Source organism: Acinetobacter sp. TY2 (genome assembly GCF_046269225.1).
Lineage (GTDB): Bacteria > Pseudomonadota > Gammaproteobacteria > Pseudomonadales > Moraxellaceae > Acinetobacter.
This window is the reverse complement of sequence record NZ_JBJZOR010000007.1, coordinates 93,149-114,156: the sequence shown is the minus strand read 5'-3', so window position 1 is coordinate 114,156 and position 21,008 is coordinate 93,149. Positions and strand designations below refer to the sequence as shown.

The following is a 21,008-nucleotide window of genomic DNA, read 5'->3' as shown; positions in this document are numbered from 1 at the left end:
GACTTCAGTTATATTAAAACATAGAACAAATCCGTCTCATTTTGAGACTACAACAGAACATTTAAAGACTTAGGAAAGGTGCAGATCGATGTCTTACCAAACCTCAATACATTTTGACCCGACAGCATTATTAATAATTAAAAAGGAAGTCGACAATTCAATCCAATTGGTTGAATCTGCGGTCAGCAGTTTGGTCGAAGATCAAGCGTTGCCTTTTGGGATTGATGATGCATTAGCTCAATTTGAACAATGCGCTCAAGTACTCGTGTTAATTGATATGCCAAGCCTTGCGCAAATTACAGCATACTGCGCAGAGCTCATGCGTAAAATCATGAAAGACCCTCGTGATATTCAAACACAGGATGTGATTGCACTGAGCGAAGGTACGACCATGCTGAAGCGTTATATCGAATTCAGTAGTTTACGCGAAGTTAAAGTTCCACAATTTTTAATTGATACGCTGAACCGCTTAGAAGTCTGTTTAGGCAAACCGCTGACCCAAGAAGGTCAAGCCATTGTTCCGCTACTTGATTGTATCAACCCTGGATTTGACTTACCTCAAGCACCTGAACTCGAAAAATCAGACTATGTGCATAAACTCTACAAAATCAGCCTCAAGAACTTACTTAAGCAAACTGAAACAAAGCTTGATTTACAAGGCATTAAATTGGTCGGTGCATATTTAGCCAACCTTTCTACTTCAACCCCATCAGCGCAATATTGGAATTTGGTTTACGTTGCATTTAATCAAATTGATGAATTGTTTATAAATGAAGCACGTTTAAGAACATTTATTTCTATTGAAACGCAAATGGCGAATTTCTTCAAAGATACAGCACATTACACACCAGCATTAAATGATGTTGCTAACGTTCTCAGTCTTTGTATTAGCCAAGATGATGAAACCTCACAAAGTATTCGTGAACAACTTCATGTCGGTGAAGACATATTGTCAGATGCTCAACTTCAAGTGTTTAGCCGCCATTTGTATGGTCCTGATCAAAATACCATTCACAGTGTAAGTAGTTTAGTCACTGAAGAAATGGCGCAAATCAGAAATGATATTGAATATAATTATCAGAATATGACTGAAGAAAAAGCACAAGAATTGAAAACTAAACTGCTTGATCTTGCTCATGTATTTAAAGTTTTAAATCTCAATGAAGCCTATATTGAATTAAAACAACAAGCTGATTTGCTGACTCAGTCCAATATGATCCAAAATGAGAACTATGCTCAGCAGTTGATGAATAGCATTTTGTCGGCAATGAATTCTATTGGTATTTTAGAGCGTAATTACAGTTCTAGCCGTTTACAGCTCCGTGTCAACAATATGAATATTTCACTTGATCGTCTTGATGAAGCACATGATATGCTTTTAACAGAGTCAAAAGTCCTAATCGATTTAAGTAGTCAAGCTTTGGTGACACAAATCAAAGATACTGAAAATGCCAACTTAGAAACAATTCCATCGCAACTCAAAGAAGTGAGTGGTGCATTATTATTTTTAGGTCAAAAAGAAGGTCATAAAGCTCTAATGCAAAGTGCTGAATTTTTACAGCAACAGCTTCAAAGCGAGCAAGTACCTAATACTGCACAAATCAATATCATTTTAGATGTTCTTGCGAGCGCAGATATGATGATTGATAATTTACAAAATAAACAACCTGTTCTTCAGTCTATGTTTGATGTCGCTTTACGTGGCAGTGAACAACTCAAATTGGTGGCGTAAATGTCAGAACTTTCACTTGCCTATATTTTTCATCGCCAACAATTATTAGTCGATGTGAACTTTCAACTGCCTCAAGTTGAAAAAATAGCAAGTGATTTGATTTTCAATGCGGGTGATCAAGTGATTGCCCGTGACTTACGTGCCGATGAAAGCATTCCTGAAGGCTTTCAATTGGTTTCTATTCGACAACTCATCAGTCAATGGACGAAAAGCCAATTTGAATCTGCAAGTCGTGCTGTACAACTTTTAGAATGGCGTCGTAACCATAAATTTTGTAGTCACTGCGGACATACGACAGAAATCCATCCAACTGAATATGCAATGGTTTGTCCTGCTTGTAATTATCATCAATACCCACGTGTTCAACCGTGTATTATCACAGTAATTACGCGTGGCGGTGATGAAGTCCTACTCGCAAAAAATGCAAAAAATACGAGCAATATGTATGGTCTCATTGCAGGTTTTGTTGAAGTCGGTGAAACGCTAGAAGAAGCTGTACAGCGTGAAACTTTAGAAGAAGTCGGCATCAAAGTTAAAAATGTGCAGTATTTGGCAAGTCAACCTTGGCCATTTCCAAGCAATCTAATGCTTGCATTTAAAGCAGAATATGAAAGCGGTGAAATTGTATTACAGGAAGAAGAAATCAGTGATGCAGAGTTTTTCAAATTTGACCAACTTCCTGAAATTCCATTTGCAGGCAGTATTGCACATTCAATGATTCAGCATGTCATTCACGGTAATCAAATGCCTGATTAAGTATATGAATCTATGCAAATCAATATTGTAATAAAAAAAGATGCTAAGACATCTTTTTTATTTTAAGGCTCTAAGTTTAAATCATGTTTTTTTAAAGGCTGATGTCTTTTAAAAAACACGCTACTCAATCATTCTTCATTGCTGAATCAAGTGCCTTGATCACAGCAGAGCGTGTTTGAAAGAAACGACTAAAGATGCTCGAAACACTACCCATAATCGACACATGCCCTGTTTTTGGAATAATCCGGACAACGCAATGATTACCCTGCTCTAGCAGTTTCTGTTGAAAATCATAGCTATTCTTTGGCTTCACCAATTGGTCATTTTCCGCCAAAAATAAATAGTGCTGAATATCATTTTTTTCCACAAAATAATATGGCATCACTTGTTGATAAGGCACTTGCTGATCAAATGCAGGTTCAGCCAATGGGTCACCTTTATAGTCAAAATGGTATGGCCCTGCGATACCAATCACGGTTTTAATTTTTTGACGAACATGACTTCCAAAATTCTGTGGATTATAAAGTAAGGACGTAATATTAAACGCCCCTGCAGAGTGCCCCATCAAGGCAATTTTCGTAGTTGAAACAGCCAATTTTTGTTGTTGCTGATCGAGAAACTCAAGTGCCAAAGCCAAGTCATCAACATAACGTGGAAACTTATGCTGTGGTGCGAGATGGTAATTAATTACGGCAACATCATAACCAAAACGAGCAAATGCCTCACCAACAAACCGATAATCTCGTTTATCACCATGACACCATGCACCACCATGTACAAAAACAATCAGCGGTCTATTTTGTCCTTGCTCAGAAAGATACAAATCTAAGCGCTGACGTGCTTTTAATCCATAGGCAATGTTATGCTGAACCCGATAGCCTTTACTTGGAGTAAAACGATTAATTGCGGTACTACCGAAATCATAAATACGAAATCCCTCATAAGCATCTCGTAAATACGTATACTTTTGACCAAACTGTTGCTGTAAATACTGTATTGGATTAAACATAACTTATTGGACATTCGCTTCAGGTTCAACAGCATCAGGATCAATGGCTACAGGGGTCTGAATCATAGGTTGTGCAAGTACACCCCCTGTTGGCGATACAAATGATGATGCTTGGTTAGCATTATTCTCATCTACATTATCAATGAGCGTTACGATTTTTGTCACATTGCCAATTTTTTGTAGTACATCATTTAAATCATTCGATTCAGCCGTATTTAAGCGACCTAACACATACAACACGCCATCTTCCGTATGAATCATGACCTTATTGTCAGAAACAATAGGCGCTTTCATAATTAAACCACGTGTATTTGCAGTAACAGTCGTGTCTTGCATAATGGTGTTGTAGCTAATTTGATCACCAACTGTAATATAGTTATGTACAGTTTTTACATCACTCATTGAGCGTACATTGTCCTCGGCAAGTTGTTTTAAATGTGCATCAGGCACCTGACCTGTCAGTAAAACATTACTGTGAAAACTATTGATATTTACACGTGACTGTTTAAAGCGACTGTCTAATTTATATAAATTAATTTTTGCCGTACGATCAATTGAAGAATCAATAAATACTTGTCCTAGAGATCTCACACCACTGTCCGTACCCACAGGTGCTGAACCTGTACCACCCGCAATAAAGCTGGCACAACCTGATAAACTCACAACACAAAGCATGGTCATTACTATTTTATTCAACACTCAGCAAGACTCCTTCAATTCTATATCTCTTTGTTTTTTAGACAACTGCTCAATCGTTAATCACAGATTAATAAACTCTGTGTCCATTGTAAATGCATTTTCTATCCATTGCAGATCATACGTGTATTTGGAAAAGTCATACTGTACGTTTTTTGCAAATACTTGATGAAAATCAAAACAAAAAATATCAAAACGTAAATAAAACTCGTGAAATTGAGGGTTTTTCTCTAAAAAATACAAAACAGTCTTGATCATTTTTTGCTGTTTTGTCCATGTTACAGCTTCAACAGCAGTACCTCTTTGTGTTTTAGCTCGTGCTTTTACTTCAACAAATAGTAGCTCTTGCTGTTTGATTGCAATAATATCAATTTCACCATAACGACTATAAAAATTTTGCTCAATAATATCAAAACCGGCTTGTTTTAATTCAAATGCGGTCTGTTGCTCGCCCCATTGTCCCAATTGGTGTGAAATTGAGGCGATCTTTACAACAACTTCATTTTGATTTATTTGTTGCTCTTTGATATTTTTTGTCTTCGTCACTCTTATCATTAAAATACCTCTATATCCAACACCATTGAGAACCCATCTCACCATGATAATCAGGTAAAATACTCGGTCTACCATCTAAATTCGTGATATGCGAGTTTGATCTAATTTTTATCTTTCACTATTTCCCACGGAGAAATCTCATGAGTGCTCAATTATTTGTCGTTGCGACCCCCATTGGGCACATGGATGATATGACTTACCGTGCAATTGAAGTTTTAAAATCTGTTACGATTATTGCCGCAGAAGACACACGCCAATCTGCACATTTAATGAAGCATTATAATATCGCAACGCCATTGACTGCATGTCATGATCATAATGAAAGTAACAAAATTGATATACTGATTGAAACACTCAAAAGTGGCAAAAATATTGCGCTGATTAGTGATGCAGGAACACCATTGATTAGCGATCCTGGCTTTAAATTGGTTCGTGCAGCGCAAGAACATGGCATTCGTGTAACTCCTGTTCCAGGTGCATGTGCCGCGATTGCAGCGCTTAGTGCCGTTGGTTTGCCAAGTGATCGTTTTAGTTTTGAAGGCTTTTTATCATCAAAACAATCTCAGCGTTTGATTCAATTAGAAAAACTTAAACATGAAACGCAAACCATGATTATTTATGAAGCACCACATCGTATTTTAGACAGTGTCAAAGATATGGCGAATGTCTTTGGTGCAGATCGTCCTGTTGGTTTCGCTCGTGAAATTACCAAGACTTTTGAGACCATCAAGAAAATGACCTTAGGTGAATTAGTGAGCTTTATTGAAAGTGATCATCATCAACAAAAAGGTGAAATTGTTTTGGTGATTGGTGGTTCACCTGAAGAAAAAGATATGGATCAGGAAAAACTCGATAAATTATTATTACGTTTACTTGAAGATTTATCGGTTAAAGCGGCATCACAATTGGCGGCAGATTTAACTGGGATTAAGAAAAAAGTGGCGTATCAGCGAGCTTTGGAATTGACTGATAAAATTTAAAGCCAATACCAATCAATCTAAAATTTAAAAATAAAAAGCACCGAAATTTCGGTGCTTTTTGCAATCACTTGCATGTCATTAGCGATTAGTCTTTTGCAGACTCATCAGGTGGCACTTCTGTAATGCGTCCACCACGGGCTAAAAATGCAGCGACTTCATCTTCCAATGCAGCACGTTGCTTGAGCTTTGCTGTTACTGTTAGCGTTTCTGCTTCTGCCAAATCAGAATCGCTTACCGTAGAGTCACTTGCAGCAGCACCTTTTTCAGCAGCTTGTGCTTCGTCATCATCGACAGCGCCACCTGTAGCGTCATCATCATAATCGTCATTTGCATCAGTCATATCTATTTTGACTCCCCAATAAATGATTTAAATCCATTCACCAAAATATGATGATTATTTATAGAGAAATGTAGCAAGCTCTACAGATTTCGACTAGAGGTTAATATAAAAAAAACGTATCTTTTTTGATCAAATTAGTAATTTTATTTCAATGACTGTTTAAAAAATATCACCAACAACATTAAATGGCATATTGTGTCTGTTTAAGACTCGATAATCCATTGGCTTGTGCCAAAAATAGCGCCTTCAATGTTGCCTGATTTTCCACCTGTTTTAGTCCAAAATTACGTGCCCAAACGAATGGGAACAATTCAGATGTTTCTATAAAACCGAGTGCTGACATACTATGCATCATGGCATCATTTTGACCTTTACGTTGATGTTCGTAACGCTTTAAAGTCTGTTCATGTGCCCAAACACCACGTTGTTTATCTTTGAGCAAGACATCGCAGAGTACCGCAGCATCAAGACAACCAATATTTACGCCCTGTCCTGCAAGTGGATGAATCACGTGTGCAGCATCACCAATCAAAGCCAAACCTGCTTTCACATAACGCTGCGCCGCACGTGCTTTGAGTGGGAATTTAGCACGCGGTGTCACCTCTAACACTTCACCAAGCATATGATGGCTTTCACGTGTCAATAATTGCATAAATTGTGCATCATTCAATGCTGAATATTCATCGGCATAATCATCAGGCAGTGTCCACACAATCGAAATCCAATGTTCCGCTTGCTCGGCATTTAAACTTGCCATTGGTAAAAATGCCAATGGCCCTGTCGGTAGAAAAATTTGTCGTGCTACATATTGATGCGGCATTGTTGTACGAATCGCGCAACTTAAACCTGCTTGTTGATAGTCAAGTACGTCCAATTCAATCATTGCCTGTTCACGAACAAATGAGTTTGCACCATCTGCACCAATCACTAGCTTAGTTTTAAGTGTCGTACCATCGGCAAGTTGAACAATCCAACAATGAACACCTTGTTCAACCCGTACCACTTTTACTTGTGTACGATAATCTTGAACCTGTTGTAGCATTTGCTGTTGAATCGCAAGATTCAAAATACTTGGCTCAACCATTGATCCTAAACTTTGTTCATCACTCGGCATTTTTTGCGAAGCTTGACCAAAATTAATTTCACCATAGCCATTTTTATTCCACACTTGCATGCCTGTATAGGGCATTTGACGAGCAAGTTTATCCCATACATTCACCGTCTTTAACAGATGAATAGTCGCCTGACTCAAGGCAAGTACACGTGGATTGGCTACTGATAAGACTTTTTCCGCATCCAAAATAGGGGCAGCATCCAAAACAGTCGCTTGTATACCACCTTTGGCAAGCAGTAATGCCGTTAAGCCACCAACTAAACCACCGCCAATAATCACCACATCGAGCATATCTACAGGCTTGTTCATGCTTTCAACCCCATCGCATAGCTTGCAACCAATGGTTTAAAGCCTGGAATAGTTTCAAAAGCAATGAGTCCTGAATTACGAATGAATTTCAGCACCGGATTTTGATTACTGAAGCCACGAACAACGGAATCGCAGAATTTGATCACACGTTTTTGATCGGTCAGGCGAGATTTTTCATAGTCTTGCAATACTTTTGCATCACCGACATCTGCATTTTTCTCAATTTGCTCTTTTAAATAGCGTACAAGCACATAAGCATCACGCATACACAGATTAAAACCTTGCCCTGCAACGGGATGAATGGTGTGTGCAGCATTACCCATAAGTACCACACGCCCAACTGCCTGCTTTTCTGCGAGCACTTGTGAAAGTGGGAAACTAAAACGCTTTCCAGTTTTTTGGAATTTTCCTGCACGATCACCGTAAGTCTGCTGCAAGGCATCAAGGAAATGTTGATCGTTTTCATCGCCCAACCATTCACCTTCAGTGCCTTTTTTTACAGGCCAGACCACTGAACGACGATATTCACCCGGTAATGGTAACAATGCCAACGGCCCAAGTGGACTAAAACGTTCAAAACCGACGTGCTCATGTGGTTTTGAGGTTTGTACAGTCGTAACAATCGCCACTTGATCATAGTCATGCACGGATGCACCAATACCTAAGGCTTGACGGCAAAATGAATCTCGTCCATCTGCCGCAATGACCAATTTTGATTGTAACTTATGCGTATAGTCGCCACGTTTGGCTTCAATATATGCAAAATCGGTATCTTGTATCAGTGAGGTAACTTGTACGCCATCAATCAATTCAATTAAAGGTTGTTGTTTGACCTCAGTGAGTAAAACACGTCCTAACCATGCATTTTCAATGACTTGCCCAAAGCTTTCGACTTTTTCTTGGCCTGCTTTGAGTCGTGCTTTACCAAAGCCACCTTGTTCCGTAATATTGACTTCTAAAATGGGCGTTGCATGTTCTTGCAAGGCATTCCAAAGCCCTAATTCTTGGTAAATTTGTACACTACGGCGTGACAAAGCGCTATTTCTTGCATCAAAACTTGAATGGTACGGTGCAAGATTTGCATCATCATAATTGGGATACTTAATTGCTTCGAGCAATTTGACCGCAATATTGGTTTTTGCCAACATCAAAGCGAGACTCAATCCCACCATCCCACCACCAACAATGATGACTTCTTGTTGCATGTGTTAATCCTTTCTATTTTAGTATTGCATCACAATTTTTTTTGCGCCAATACGTATAATCTTGATTTATTTTATATTACATCAAGGTGGCTGGTTTTTATATTGAAATCGTTTTTTGTCGCCATTTTCGCACTCAATTCATACAAATTAAAATGTAAGACTGATATTTTAAATGCTCAATTTTCAACACAAATTTAAGGATGGAATTATTTTGATTTACAGTGCTTTATCAATTGTTGCTCCAAGTGGTGTGAAAATTATGAATGGTCTTAAAACTTTAGAAATTCGCTCCTGGCACCCCCTACACTTCCATTAAAAGATTTAGTAATTGTTGAAAACAACAACTTTTTAAACAAAGATTTTTTTGAGGAAGAAGGCTTAGCCATAGCACTTGTCGACATTGAATCTATACATAAATGGCAAGAAGATGAGATAGAAATAGCATGTGCTTCATATTGGGAGACAGGATATTATGCTTGGGTCATCACAAATATTCGCCCACTGCACAAACCAATAAAGACCATTGCTAAAAGAAAAATATATACAATCAACTTATCACTTGAATATCATTCAGAATAAAAATTATATTTACAAAAAAGCCAACTTAAAAATCAACTTAAGCGAAAATAATTAGACTTCAATGCCTGAATATACGCCAATATTTCTGTTATTTCGGTGTAATCGCCGCTATATTTCATACCATTAATATTAAATATATGCGTGCCATTGAAACCACTTTTTAATGCACCTCTCATGTCTTTTTTTATTTTTGTAATATATTTCGGATTACGAAGTAATTCTTCAAATTTTTCAGTATCTAAGCCCAATCGGCGTACATAACTGAGAAGATAAAAATCCTCTAACTTTGGTTTAGTTTGGTTTTCATACAAAATATCGTGCATTTCCCAAAACTAGCCCAAATCACCGACAACCTCAGCAGAAATTGCGCATGTAAAGCATGTGGATGGAAACTTAGCGGAAAATTTCTAAATATAAATTTTAATTGGTTGCCTAATGCTTACTGAACTTGCTTCATTACAGGATACGCTTTGCCGCTATAAGGACATTCATAATCGCCATACATAACAAGTTCAACAAGTGAGTTGTATCGCCTTGAATATGGTCTTCAGCAGTGACGGGAATAAATAAAGTGGTCATTATTATTCCCTGCCCTATCTTTAGGAAATCTAAAATATCACAAAAAATTTAAGCCATTCACATCCATTCTTTCTTGCTATGTAATTTTATTCACACAATATTCCGTCACCACTTCAAAAGCATTTTTAAGATTGAGCCATCAATGCTTCAATATCATCAATTGATTTAACAACATTTTTAGTCAAAACGAGTGGGCCACTTGCTGTTGCAACCACATCATCTTCAATCCGAATGCCAATGCCACGCCATTTTTCATCGACCGACTCATCATCAGGCGCAATATACAAACCAGGTTCAACAGTTACAACCATACCTTCTTCGTAAGTACGATATTCGCCATCCAGTTTATACGATCCAACATCATGCACATCCATACCGAGCCAATGCCCTGTACCATGCATGTAGAATTGACGATAGCTGTCATCGGCGATAATACTTTCAAGAGTGCCCTGCATAATACCTAAATCAAGTAAACCTTGAACCAAAATTTGCACTGCAACACGATGTGGTTCTTTATAGTTATTGCCAATACGTATAGCATCAATTGCGGCGATTTGTGCATCCAAAACCACTTGATATAAGGCTTTTTGTTCAGGACTAAACTTGCCATTTACAGGGAATGTACGGGTAATGTCTGAGGCGTAAAGTTGATATTCACATGCTGCATCTATCAGCACCAAATCACCATCTTTCAACGGTTGATTATTTTCTACATAATGCAAAATACAGCCATTTCTACCACCACCGACAATGCTGTTATACGATGGTACGCAGCCATTTTTACCGAAGACATAATTTAGTTCGGATTCAAGGGCATATTCCATCATGTTCGGTTGAACAGCTTGCATAGCGCGCGTATGTGCTTCCGCTGAAATATCAGAGGCAATTTGCATGAGCTGAATTTCTTTGGTGGATTTATGCAAACGCATTTCATCAAGTATACGATCTAACTGCTGAATTTCTGAGGGTACATCACCGCCACCACGGCTTTGCTGTTCTGCTTTTTGAATCCAACCAGTAATACGCGCATCAAAATCTGTACGTTGCCCTAATCGAGCATAAAGCTTTTGCTTATTTTTAAGTTTTTCTAGAATTTCTTCATCGAGCAAATCGATTGCACACGCTTCGTCTGCTTCATAGTCATCGACTGCACCATCAATACCTGCTCGATAACCATTCCAAATTTCCATTTCACGGTCGCGTTCACGACAAAAGAGTGTATAGACATATTCTTCACCACTTTCATCTGTTTCAATGGTTGCAACAGCTTCAGGCTCTGCAAATCCTGTCAGATAGAAGAAGCTACTGTCTGCACGGAATTTATAATCGGCATCTCGATTACGCATTACTTCAGGACTTGTTGCAATAATTGCAATACTGTTGGGACCCATTTGTTCAGCCAGGCGGTCACGACGTTCCTGAAAATCGGCTTGCGTTAATTTCATGCACTATTCAGCTTATTTTTAATGATTAATAAAATTTAAGGAGAAAATGGATGCACTCGAAAGCACATCCATTTTAATAATACTAATTTGATATTTAGCTCAATTTAGCTTGGGCGATGAGGCGTAAACATTTCAACAACTGTTTGTGCTTCTGTTTCTGAAACAGTTTTAGCCGCTTTATTGTGAAAGTGTTGTAACAATGAACTTTCTAAAACAGGAATTTTTTTACGTCCCATTGACAATGAAACAGGAATCAAGCGAACAAATTCATACAATTCTTGATAGCTTTCTTCGCCTTCTTCATCATTGTCATCTTCATCAAATTCAACTGAAGCAACATCTTGTAAACTTTCGATCAACTCTTCTTCTTCCGCACGAATACGACCTGAAGCTAAACCAAAACCTAACACCACGCCCGCACACCAATCGGCTAGTGCTTGCACACGCTCTGAAAGTGTATGACTATCATCAGGAAGCATCGGCAAATAATCGAGTTCATCTTCAGATAATGAATGTGCAATGTCTTCTGCTTCTTCTGCAAGCATATTCACCGCATTTTCATCTAATGTAGGTACATCAAGCGTCGATAATATTTGTAACCATTCTTCACGGTTCGGCGATTCTGTCACACAAACTATACCTGTAAGTAAGCCATGTAACTCACTCGGGCTTGAAATTTCTTCAATCTCATCAAAATTTTGGTTCCAATCCGACCAACCTGAAATATCGTCTTGCATTCGCTTATCCAATCTCTATACTTCTCTATATATTACCTTTGATTGCAGATCTGTGCGACCTCGTTATGTTAGAACAATTACAGCGTCTACAGACGCAAATTGGCGTTTTAAGAACACGCCTTGAAAAATCTGAAAGTGACAATGCCGCATTATTGAAAGATAAAACACATAATGCTGAGCAAACTCATACCCAAATTAATCATAAAAACAATCTGATAACACAAAAGCAGGATGAAATTGACAATCTGACTGAACAATTGAATAGCTTAAAAGGCACACACTCTCAGCTCAATACCGATGCAACTGCACTGGCTGAGCGTTATAGCCGTCTTGAAAAAAGTTGTACTGATCTTAAAAATCGTTTCCAAGAAATTTTGGCTGAACGTAATGAATTGCGTCTTTTGAAAGAAAAATTGCAAGCTGAACAGCAGCGGACTCAACAAGACATTAAAAATTTGCAGTCTGAACGTGAAAATCTCATTCAAAAAAATGAACATGCAAAAGGCAAAGTTGAAGCGATTATTCAACGACTGTCTATTTTAGGTACAGAGCAAGATCAGCATGCGCAAGAAATCCAACAGCTTGCTCACCCATCTGATTCAAGTGAGGAAGTTTAATCATGTCTGAAAATGTCACTGTCGAATTACGCCTGATTGAACAAACATTCCGTCTTTCAACCACCAATAATCAAAAAGCCGATTTGGAACGTGCGGGTCAATTACTGAATGAAAAATTTCAAGAGTTCCGCCGTAAAGCACCGAATATGGAACACAATAAGTTAATGATCATGGTGGCTTTAGAATTAATGCAAGAAGTTCTCAGCATGAATAAATCGTTACAAGAATATGCACAGTGTGAACGATTACTTAACACTATTATCGAAGATGTTGAAAAAGCAGTATAAAACTGCTTTTTCTTTGTGCGGTTGTTAAGACAAAGTCGTTGTTTTATGCTTTTTTAAGCACTGATGATTTGCCTGATTTGCAAGATTTGGTATACTAAGTACAACTCTGAGATGTTTGCCAGTGAGTCTATATCCCTGCCGATACTTATATCTCCGGATGCGTTCTGCATATTTAGAGTGTATGCCCACCTTCGAGTGGGAAACCCAGCAAGTATGCGTCGTGTCCACCTTGAACTCATCGGGTTCAGGGTAATGACTGTGCAGCGGCATCTTCGGAGTATTTTATTTTTAACAACAACAATTTATACAAACTCTTAATTACTTTTTCGTATATTTTTCCATTAAAACTGTATAGAAGTAGGTATATGGTAGACAGTAGAAATATTGTGCTATATTTCCATATATCGCTTCATATCACCTAACATAAAATGACTCAAAGATTTAAGCTCACAAAACCATTTATCGATAGTCTGCCCTTAGTGTAATCAGATAAAAAATATCATGATTCTTTAGCTATTGTTTTGGACTAATCGTAAATCAGACAAAAATATACTTTATTAAAACCAGAATGCCCAATAGTTAGAATAAAAGAGAACTAATGGTAAATATGGTGTTTATACATTAAAGTGCCTTTGTTGAACAAACCTACTATAAAAAGCATTTTCAACAATATAATTTCAAAAGGCTTTATCAATTAATTAAAATGCCAGATAGCCTTTAAAAAATGGGCTTTATATTTGATTTCTGCATGTATCAAAAACAAGACATTTAGTAAGTGGTCCATTAGGAGTAGAGACTGCGTTTGGCTTAACGCGAAAAATCATTAATATAGTATATTGATCTTAAAGGAAATTTTTCAGACATAATTTTTAAAATTTGACATATCTACAATACTAAGCAATTATATTGCTATCAATTTAATTGCCATCCAAATAAAGGCGCAATAATGAGCACTCTATATTCAACACAAGTTAAAGCAGTTGGCGGTCGTAACGGAAATATTCATAGCGAAGATGACTTATTAAATCTTAGTCTTGCTTTACCAAAAGCATTAGGTGGTAAAGGTGATGCAACAAACCCTGAACAATTATTTGCGGCAGGTTATGCATCTTGTTTTGGTAATGCTGTTATTCATGTATCACGAAATAAAAACAATAAAGTTCGAGATAATGATATTGAAGTAATTGGCACAGTTGGATTGAAATCAAATGATCATGGTGGTTTTGCTCTAACAGTAGCATTAGAAGTAACGATTACAGATCTAGATCAAGAAACTGCTGAATTAATTGTCAGTGAAGCAGATAAGGTTTGTCCTTATTCCAATGCGATTCGAGGTAATATAGACGTATCGCTCACTGTAAAAACTCGATAAAGATTTCTATATGTCTAATGATCATCTGAAACTAGATAAGCAGTTATGTTTTCCTCTATATGCTGCATCAAACTTGCTAGTAAAAGTATACAGACCTTTACTGGAACCTTTAGGTCTTACGTATTCTCAATATTTAGTAATGCTTGTGTTATGGGAACGTGATTATGTGAGTGTAGGTGATCTTGGACATTGTTTGTATTTAGATAGTGGAACTTTGACACCATTACTTAAACGGATGGAAAACTCAGGTTTTATTAACCGTCGTAGAGACTCTAATGATGAACGAAGAGTTCTAGTCTCGCTTACGACTAAGGGATCAGAGATAAAAGAATTGGCTGTAAATATTCCAAAAAAACTTTCCGATCAGTTAAACATATCTAATATTGGAGAATTGCGAAGTGAAATACAGTCTTTAGTTCAAGCCTTATCCAAAGCTATTTAAATATTCAATTTATTTAACAACCCAATGATTTAAAATACTTTTATAAATAAGGGATCAACTTATAAAAGTAATCTAGCTCATTAACCTGTTTCAGTTTTAAAAGGTAGAAATTGTTTTGATTACATTACACCATTTAGACCAATCACGCTCTTTTCGTATACTTTGGTTATTGGAAGAAATTAAACAGCCGTATGAATTAAAAAAATATTATCGAGACCCAACCACACATTTAGCCCCAGAAGCATTGAAAACGATTCACCCATTGGGTAAATCTCCAGTGATTGAATGGAATGGAAAAGCAATTATTGAATCTGGTGCAATAATTGAATTATTAATTCAAAAATTAGCGCCTCAATTAGCACCCGATCTTAATGACTCAGATTATGCTGATTATTTACAGTGGATTCATTTTTCCGAAAGTTCGGCAATGGTGCCCTACTTATTAAAAATATTTAATTCTATTGAGAGTCAGCATGGCACTAGATTAGTATTTTTAGAAAATTATGCCCAAGTAGAATTTGACAAAGTGTTTAGTTTTTTAAATGACTATTTAGAAAATAAAAAGTACTTTGTTGCAAATCGTTTAACGGGTGCCGATTTTATGATGGGCTTCGCATTAAATAGTCTAATTTATAAATTAAATCAGGCAGAAAATTACCCACATATTAAAAGTTATGTCGATGGTTTAACAATGCTGGCGAGTTGGAGAAATGCTATTGAAATTGAAAATTCTTTAAACTTAAAGTAAAAATATGGAAAAAGCCCAGCATCATGTTGGGCTTTTATTATTCTAGTTAAACATTTATGTCTTTCATTGCTGGCATTAAAATTTCTTTAACACAAGTTCCCTTAGAAGTAGACATAATAAATTTAATAGCGTGTATTACATCTGCTAATGGAATTAAAGAGTAATCTGTTTCTTTTAATACCTTATCTATAGCGGTATCTATTTCATATTCTGTAGCTAAGTACCCTAAGTTTAAAATACTTACACCGATCAAATCATTACGTAATATCTCTTTTAGGGATTCAGCAACCCCTCTTAAAGCAAATTTAGTTGCAGAGAAAATTAATTCTTTTCCATTATGATTTTCTACCCCCCAAGTTGACCCAATTAAAATGACTTTCGCATTATTAGAGGCTCTTAAATTTTTAAGTAATGCTTGGAGAGATTGAATACAAGTCGTGATATTGGTACTTATCATTTGATTAATTTCAAGTGGTGATATTTTTTCAAAATCATATTCATCTGTAAAAGCATTCGTTTCCCAAATACCCACGTTGTAAATTAAAACATCTATTTTATTATCATTTATGATTTCTTTTATTTGATAAACTGAAGTCTCACTAGATGATAGGTCAGCTTCAATCCAATTTAGATTAGCCATGCTAATAGGAATGGAACGAGAAATCCCATAAATAACATCATGTGACTCAGGTATTGATTGAATAATTGCCTTACCTAGCCCTTTACTAACACCATAGATTAAAAAGTTCTTACTCAAATTACTCATAAATTATCATCAATGTTTATAATGCTTTAACTATAAAACCTAATCTTAACTTGAGGTCAAGTTTCTATTTAACCTAACTACCATAGATAGCAAATTTAAAAAAATAGTGAAAATGGGAGCCTAAGCCCCCATTTTTGAGTTTACATTTTGCTTAAAACTTCCTCTATGTGAAGTAGCTTTTTAATTACCTTATCCACGATAAGTAGAAATGAAGTATTCACATAGAATTTCAAACTATTTTAGTGACTTAGAATTTATAAGTTGCACCTACAAATACTTTTTGACGTTCAACTAAATAACTATCTGATCCATTTGATAGTTTTTTGTCAAATAAGTTAATGAAACCGCCACGGACTATCAACTTATCGTTTACCTTATAGTTACTTGCCAAATTCACAATCGTATGGGGTTTTTGCATAGATGAAGTTGTTGTCGTTTCTGTTAAATATTGCTTACCTAAATATTGAGCAGACAAATCAATATTTAGTGGATCTGTAGGTTGCCAATTTAGTGAAGAGTTTATGATTAACTTTGAAGTTGTTAATAGAGTATTTCCTGTATCTTCATTTTTTGCTTTTAAAAAATAAGTTGCATTATTGTTCAATTTTAGATTTTCTAAAATTGGAAGGTTTACAACCATTTCAAAACCACGAGTTACAGCGCTTTGAATATTTTCATTACGTGTAAACCAAACACCGTTTCTAACACCTAAAGGAGAATAGTCAATTTTGTTTTTAAAATCTGTATTAAAAAATGTCAAACCGATATCTGTCCCTAAACCTGTATAATTAATACCAATTTCATAATTCGTACTTTCTTCAGGTTGAAGATTAGGGTTACCTGTCATATAGCAACCACCGCTTACGTAAGTCAGGTCTTTACCAGTTTCCATATCTTTCCAAACTTGACCTTTTAAACCATTACATCCTCGTCCGCCAGATTGAGTTGCCGCACCTGCTGTAGACTCTTTTACGGTGGGTGCACGGAACCCTTTTGAAACTCCACCTTTAACAACTAGATCATCTGTAGCGCTAAAAACTAAGTAACCACGTGGACTATGATGTGTTCCATATTTTTCATCATGATCTAAACGATCACCTACAGTTAATTTCAAATTATCTAGAAGATTAATATTGTTTTCGAGGAAAAATGCCCAACTTTTATTATCTACTTTAGGATTTGTATAACTTTGACCATCCCAACTACCACCAGGAAGAGTTCCTATTGTGTCGGAGTTGGTTAATTCTTGTTTCTTCCACTGACCACCAACCGTTAATTCTTGTTCAAACATTGCCTGAAATGGCATGCTTAAACTACCTTCTATGATTAATTCATTGGACTTTGTTTTTGAGTCTGAAATACTTGAGTCATAATCATTGTAATATGCACTTAATTTAGATTTCCCAATACTCCATTCACCATCATGTGAAATGCTCATTGAATTGTGCTCTAATTTACTTGCTCCCCAACTTGTTGTGTATTGATCACCTGTTTCTAGATCAATAGATGAACCTTCTTCATTTTTTTGAATACTATGACCAACTTCAAAACTTAAAGCGTGTTTATCTGTTGGCTTATAATGCAACATTGCATTGTAATTTTGGTCTTGAGAACCCGTTGTACCACTACCATCAATATATTTTTTATCTGCTTCACGCTCAGTTAATCCAGCAGTTAGTCGTATACCAAGTGTATCTGTTAGTGGGCCTGCAACGACTACACCTGTTTGTAAAGAATTACCTAAATTTGAAGATGTTGTAGGTTGGGTATAATTCAAAGTGACATTCCCCCCCCCCAATTATTTGGGATTTTTTTAGTAATAATATTAATAACCCCTCCCATTGCATCTGAGCCATAAAGAGATGACATAGGTCCACGAACAACTTCAATTCTTTCAATCATATCGGGTGTGATCCAATTTAAATCCTGACGACCTAAATCTGGACGATAGTTAGTATCTCTAGAAGATCCAATACGTTTACCATCAACTAAAATAAGCGTGTAATTGTCTGGTAAACCCCGTAACTTAATTTTTGATCCGTCACCTGATGGACTAATACCACCAGTAACACCAGGAACTTTACTTAAGAGTTCTGCGAGACTTCCTACTGGTTGTTTTTCAATATCTTCGCTTGTGATAACACTAATACTTGCAGGTGCTTCTTTAATATCTACTGCTTGACTACTTGCTGAAATTACAATTGTCGGTAACTTCTCCATTTCATCATTTGTATTGTTGGCATAAGTTGAGACAGACATTACTGAGAGTACTGAAAAAGAAAGTACTTTTAGCACTAATTGTTTATTCATGTTAAATACGCCTAATATGTTGTGAATTATGAAAAAAATTTCCATACTATATCTTAATAAGAAATTAATTGCTAATGATAATCATTAACAATTACATGATTCACAGATAAAAGTTCTCTTTGATAAAACCAATAAAAATTTTAATTTGATAATCTAAACAATTTGATCAGGTAAACCTAGCCAAAATATTGGAGGAAAATTCCCCTTAAAAGCAGTAAAAATGGGAGCCTAAGGCTCCCATTTTTTATTTCACATGAAGTGTTTAAGTTAATTTAATTCTGACATTTTTATCTTTACAGCATCTAATACCTTTTCAGCATATATCATAATAATTTATACCATTAGAAATATTTTGAGTTAAAACATAATTAGAAACATGCAGAACAAGACTATTTCCTGTTTCACAGGGCTGAATATATAAATCAAATGATGTTGTAATACTTGGATCAATAGTTAAATGTTGAGCAAAAATATATTTTAGGTTCTCAATATAGTAATCAATAAATTCTTCTGGGTTCTTGAAATACGCCATCGGTTTTAAGTTTCGCTGAAATTATTGCAAATTGCTCATATCTGGTGGGATATTAAAGCAGAATACATCTACTCCCCATTCTTTAATTTCATAAATATATTTTTCAATAACATTTTTTTTCATATGATTGAAAAATGGTTTTATTGGGATGGAGTACAGCAATGTTTAAATACCATCAAACACAGAAAATATAACAACATTATTAATCACTATCTTTAGAAGAATACCCTCTAAAATTCATTTTTTCAATTTCATTATGAATGATATCTATTTGATTTTGATTCAACTGAATAGCATCTTCTTTAATACTTATAAAACATTGAAAAATACGATCAAAGAATATTGTTTCACCTGACCCAGCAACAGCACCTCACACCATAATTTAATTTTTTGCTCGTTATCTGTCGCAAGTCGCATATTTCCTGTTTCAATATCGCAATGCATAGAACGTTTGTCGTATAAAATCTTCTAAATGGGCAGAGATGATCATGGTGGATCACCAAACTTTTAGCGATTTTATAAATCTATAGAATTACTAGGAATCCATTTTTTCACAGAGTCGTTGTAGTTAATATATAGCCATAAGCTTTTATTTTTGAAAAAATAATCTATTACCTTAATTTTATCACTCTTTATTAAATAGGATTTTTGAATTTTAAAGTTATTTCCAACTTTATCATATAAGAATATTTTTTTGTTAATGGATATTAAGCCATCATCGGTACTACATATTTTTTCTAAATTATTTTTATCAACAATATAATTAACCAAATCTCTATTGTTAGTTTTTTTTAATTGGATACACGATGACAGTAAATAAGATAATTGAGTATCATCATATGACTTGTTACCTTCATCTTTAATGATCCTAATATATCTTTGGTTTTCTTGAGGTGATGTTGCTAATAATAGTTCAGATATTAAATAAAACTCTTTTGACTTTTGAGTTTCATAAGTTGTTATGATTTTACTACAAGGAAAATAAAAGTATGTTTTTTCATTAGCACCTGCTAATAAAATTTTTTGATTATTTTTCTGAAGGAAACATTGTCTTTCATTTTCATTGTATACATATTTTGTGTTAGCAAAACTATATTTCACAGGATACAAACTAGATAAAACAATGATACATACATATAATTTTTTCATTTAATGGGAATCCTAAGGCATTTTATTTGAGTTTGCTTTAAATACATCATATGCTTTTTGCATTTTCGTATCATAAGCATTTTCTTTATATCCTGTCCCATTGTATCCTTCTGCAAATCTAGCCCATTTCTTAGCTCTAATTGCATTTAATAAATTAGGGTCATATTTAATAAAATTAACAAATTGGATTAACTGAATTTTTTCATTTTTAACCAATTCTTTAATCATTTCTTTTACATTAGAATACCCACAGTTTTTATAATTTGCCCCCATAATCTGAAACTTTCCCCATGAACAACTTTTTAAGGCAGCCTCTTCATCTAAAGACATTGCTTCTAATAACTTTTTGTATTGTGCTGAATATAATCCATAGTTTCCTCGCGGGCCAGATAGAATAGGATGACTCTTATTATATTTACCACCAGTTAATCTTTTAAAATAATGGCGTTCATATAAAATAGATGGCATTTTTTTTCCAAGAAAATCTTGAAAAGCTTCTCTAGGGCTCTCGGTTTGAGCAACAGCTTTAATTGCAGCTACTTCACAATTTAGCTGAGAGGCGGCAATTATATAGTCATCTGCTGTAATTTTCTCTCCAGTATACAATGGAATACAAGAGGTCAAAAAATCATTTACCCCAGATGGAGCTTGCTGTCTGATATTTGGTTTATCTGTATTAGTTGTTCCGCTAGTTAAGTTTACGGGAACTCGTATTTCAAAGCCGGAGGATGGCTTCATTTGAGATGCTA

At 35.6% G+C, this 21,008-nt stretch carries 21 protein-coding genes, 1 other RNA gene and 2 pseudogenes; 10 read left to right on the top strand and 14 right to left on the bottom strand.

Features of this window, described 5'->3' with window-relative positions:
- Positions 1-88: 88 nt before the first annotated feature.
- Together ACK1JC_RS06485 and nudC are read left to right on the top strand one after the other, a co-directional pair.
- Positions 89-1,732 carry a chemotaxis protein gene (locus tag ACK1JC_RS06485; RefSeq protein WP_409511044.1) on the top strand — a complete coding sequence of 548 codons (1,644 nt, stop codon included), beginning with the start codon at positions 89-91 and terminating at the stop codon, positions 1,730-1,732.
- Positions 1,733-2,488, top strand: coding sequence for an NAD(+) diphosphatase (gene nudC, locus ACK1JC_RS06480; protein ID WP_409511043.1), 756 nt, complete (start codon positions 1,733-1,735; stop codon positions 2,486-2,488).
- 124 nt (positions 2,489-2,612) lie between these two features.
- Here the strand turns inward: nudC and ACK1JC_RS06475 are convergent, their stop codons facing one another.
- From ACK1JC_RS06475 to ACK1JC_RS06465, 3 genes are read right to left on the bottom strand one after another with little or no spacing between them, the layout of a single operon-like run.
- Positions 2,613-3,497: an alpha/beta hydrolase gene (locus tag ACK1JC_RS06475; RefSeq protein WP_409511042.1), complete on the bottom strand. Its 885-nt coding sequence runs from the start codon at positions 3,495-3,497 to the stop codon at positions 2,613-2,615.
- 3 nt (positions 3,498-3,500) lie between these two features.
- The gene (locus ACK1JC_RS06470) at positions 3,501-4,196 is read right to left on the bottom strand and encodes a BON domain-containing protein (protein ID WP_409511041.1); all 696 of its coding nucleotides are present in this window, start codon (positions 4,194-4,196) and stop codon (positions 3,501-3,503) included.
- A gap of 60 nt (positions 4,197-4,256) precedes the next feature.
- Positions 4,257-4,670, bottom strand: a complete 414-nt coding sequence (locus tag ACK1JC_RS06465; RefSeq protein ID WP_409511083.1) for a YraN family protein — start codon at positions 4,668-4,670, stop codon at positions 4,257-4,259.
- A gap of 218 nt (positions 4,671-4,888) precedes the next feature.
- On the opposite strand from ACK1JC_RS06465, the gene rsmI reads away from it, so the two are divergent.
- Positions 4,889-5,728, top strand: a complete 840-nt coding sequence (rsmI, locus tag ACK1JC_RS06460) for a 16S rRNA (cytidine(1402)-2'-O)-methyltransferase (RefSeq protein ID WP_409511040.1) — start codon at positions 4,889-4,891, stop codon at positions 5,726-5,728.
- Positions 5,729-5,813: 85 nt separating this feature from the next.
- Here the strand turns inward: rsmI and ACK1JC_RS06455 are convergent, their stop codons facing one another.
- From ACK1JC_RS06455 to ACK1JC_RS06445, 3 genes are all read right to left on the bottom strand, one after another.
- Positions 5,814-6,068 carry a hypothetical protein gene (locus tag ACK1JC_RS06455; RefSeq protein ID WP_409511039.1) on the bottom strand — a complete coding sequence of 85 codons (255 nt, stop codon included), beginning with the start codon at positions 6,066-6,068 and terminating at the stop codon, positions 5,814-5,816.
- 181 nt (positions 6,069-6,249) lie between these two features.
- Positions 6,250-7,491 carry an FAD-dependent monooxygenase gene (locus ACK1JC_RS06450; RefSeq protein WP_409511038.1) on the bottom strand — a complete coding sequence of 414 codons (1,242 nt, stop codon included), beginning with the start codon at positions 7,489-7,491 and terminating at the stop codon, positions 6,250-6,252.
- Complete coding sequence (locus ACK1JC_RS06445) at positions 7,488-8,696, bottom strand: FAD-dependent oxidoreductase (protein WP_409511037.1); 1,209 nt, start codon at positions 8,694-8,696, stop codon at positions 7,488-7,490. Before ACK1JC_RS06445 ends, ACK1JC_RS06450 begins: the two co-directional genes overlap by 4 nt.
- 172 nt (positions 8,697-8,868) lie before the next feature.
- Here ACK1JC_RS06445 and ACK1JC_RS06440 point away from each other — a divergent pair.
- Positions 8,869-9,275: pseudogene (locus ACK1JC_RS06440) on the top strand (ASCH domain-containing protein).
- A 32-nt stretch (positions 9,276-9,307) separates the two neighbouring features.
- On the opposite strand, the gene ACK1JC_RS06435 reads toward ACK1JC_RS06440, so the two are convergent.
- The 4 genes from ACK1JC_RS06435 to ACK1JC_RS06420 form a co-directional block, all read right to left on the bottom strand.
- The gene (locus tag ACK1JC_RS06435) at positions 9,308-9,598 is read right to left on the bottom strand and encodes a DsbA family protein (RefSeq protein WP_409511036.1); all 291 of its coding nucleotides are present in this window, start codon (positions 9,596-9,598) and stop codon (positions 9,308-9,310) included.
- A gap of 133 nt (positions 9,599-9,731) precedes the next feature.
- Positions 9,732-9,854, bottom strand: a complete 123-nt coding sequence (locus ACK1JC_RS06430) for a hypothetical protein (protein ID WP_409511035.1) — start codon at positions 9,852-9,854, stop codon at positions 9,732-9,734.
- 125 nt (positions 9,855-9,979) lie between these two features.
- Positions 9,980-11,299, bottom strand: coding sequence for a Xaa-Pro aminopeptidase (gene pepP, locus ACK1JC_RS06425; RefSeq protein WP_409511034.1), 1,320 nt, complete (start codon positions 11,297-11,299; stop codon positions 9,980-9,982).
- A 104-nt stretch (positions 11,300-11,403) separates the two neighbouring features.
- On the bottom strand, positions 11,404-12,036 hold the full coding sequence (locus tag ACK1JC_RS06420; RefSeq protein ID WP_409511033.1) for a UPF0149 family protein: 633 nt from the start codon (positions 12,034-12,036) through the stop codon (positions 11,404-11,406).
- A gap of 65 nt (positions 12,037-12,101) precedes the next feature.
- On the opposite strand from ACK1JC_RS06420, the gene ACK1JC_RS06415 reads away from it, so the two are divergent.
- The 6 genes from ACK1JC_RS06415 to ACK1JC_RS06390 all read left to right on the top strand — a co-directional run bounded on the left by ACK1JC_RS06415 (position 12,102) and on the right by ACK1JC_RS06390 (position 15,502).
- Positions 12,102-12,653 carry a hypothetical protein gene (locus ACK1JC_RS06415; protein WP_409511032.1) on the top strand — a complete coding sequence of 184 codons (552 nt, stop codon included), beginning with the start codon at positions 12,102-12,104 and terminating at the stop codon, positions 12,651-12,653.
- A 2-nt stretch (positions 12,654-12,655) separates the two neighbouring features.
- Positions 12,656-12,940: a cell division protein ZapA gene (locus ACK1JC_RS06410; protein ID WP_409511031.1), complete on the top strand. Its 285-nt coding sequence runs from the start codon at positions 12,656-12,658 to the stop codon at positions 12,938-12,940.
- Between the two features lie 100 nt (positions 12,941-13,040).
- A non-coding RNA gene (gene ssrS / locus ACK1JC_RS06405) (6S RNA) lies at positions 13,041-13,223 on the top strand.
- A 663-nt stretch (positions 13,224-13,886) separates the two neighbouring features.
- The gene (locus ACK1JC_RS06400; RefSeq protein WP_409511030.1) at positions 13,887-14,312 is read left to right on the top strand and encodes an organic hydroperoxide resistance protein; all 426 of its coding nucleotides are present in this window, start codon (positions 13,887-13,889) and stop codon (positions 14,310-14,312) included.
- Positions 14,313-14,322: 10 nt separating this feature from the next.
- Entirely contained in the window at positions 14,323-14,754 is a 432-nt protein-coding gene (locus tag ACK1JC_RS06395) for a MarR family winged helix-turn-helix transcriptional regulator (protein ID WP_409511029.1), read from the top strand.
- Positions 14,755-14,869: 115 nt separating this feature from the next.
- Entirely contained in the window at positions 14,870-15,502 is a 633-nt protein-coding gene (locus tag ACK1JC_RS06390) for a glutathione S-transferase family protein (RefSeq protein ID WP_409511028.1), read from the top strand.
- 46 nt (positions 15,503-15,548) lie between these two features.
- Here the strand turns inward: ACK1JC_RS06390 and ACK1JC_RS06385 are convergent, their stop codons facing one another.
- The 4 genes and pseudogenes from ACK1JC_RS06385 to ACK1JC_RS06370 form a co-directional block, all read right to left on the bottom strand.
- The gene (locus ACK1JC_RS06385) at positions 15,549-16,268 is read right to left on the bottom strand and encodes an SDR family NAD(P)-dependent oxidoreductase (RefSeq protein WP_409511027.1); all 720 of its coding nucleotides are present in this window, start codon (positions 16,266-16,268) and stop codon (positions 15,549-15,551) included.
- Positions 16,269-16,515: 247 nt separating this feature from the next.
- Positions 16,516-18,578 (bottom strand): annotated as a pseudogene (locus ACK1JC_RS06380) (TonB-dependent receptor domain-containing protein).
- A 1,048-nt stretch (positions 18,579-19,626) separates the two neighbouring features.
- On the bottom strand, positions 19,627-20,259 hold the full coding sequence (locus ACK1JC_RS06375) for a hypothetical protein (protein WP_409511026.1): 633 nt from the start codon (positions 20,257-20,259) through the stop codon (positions 19,627-19,629).
- 12 nt (positions 20,260-20,271) lie between these two features.
- On the bottom strand, positions 20,272-20,997 hold the full coding sequence (locus ACK1JC_RS06370; RefSeq protein ID WP_409511025.1) for an N-acetylmuramidase family protein: 726 nt from the start codon (positions 20,995-20,997) through the stop codon (positions 20,272-20,274).
- Between the last annotated feature and the right edge of the window lie 11 nt (positions 20,998-21,008).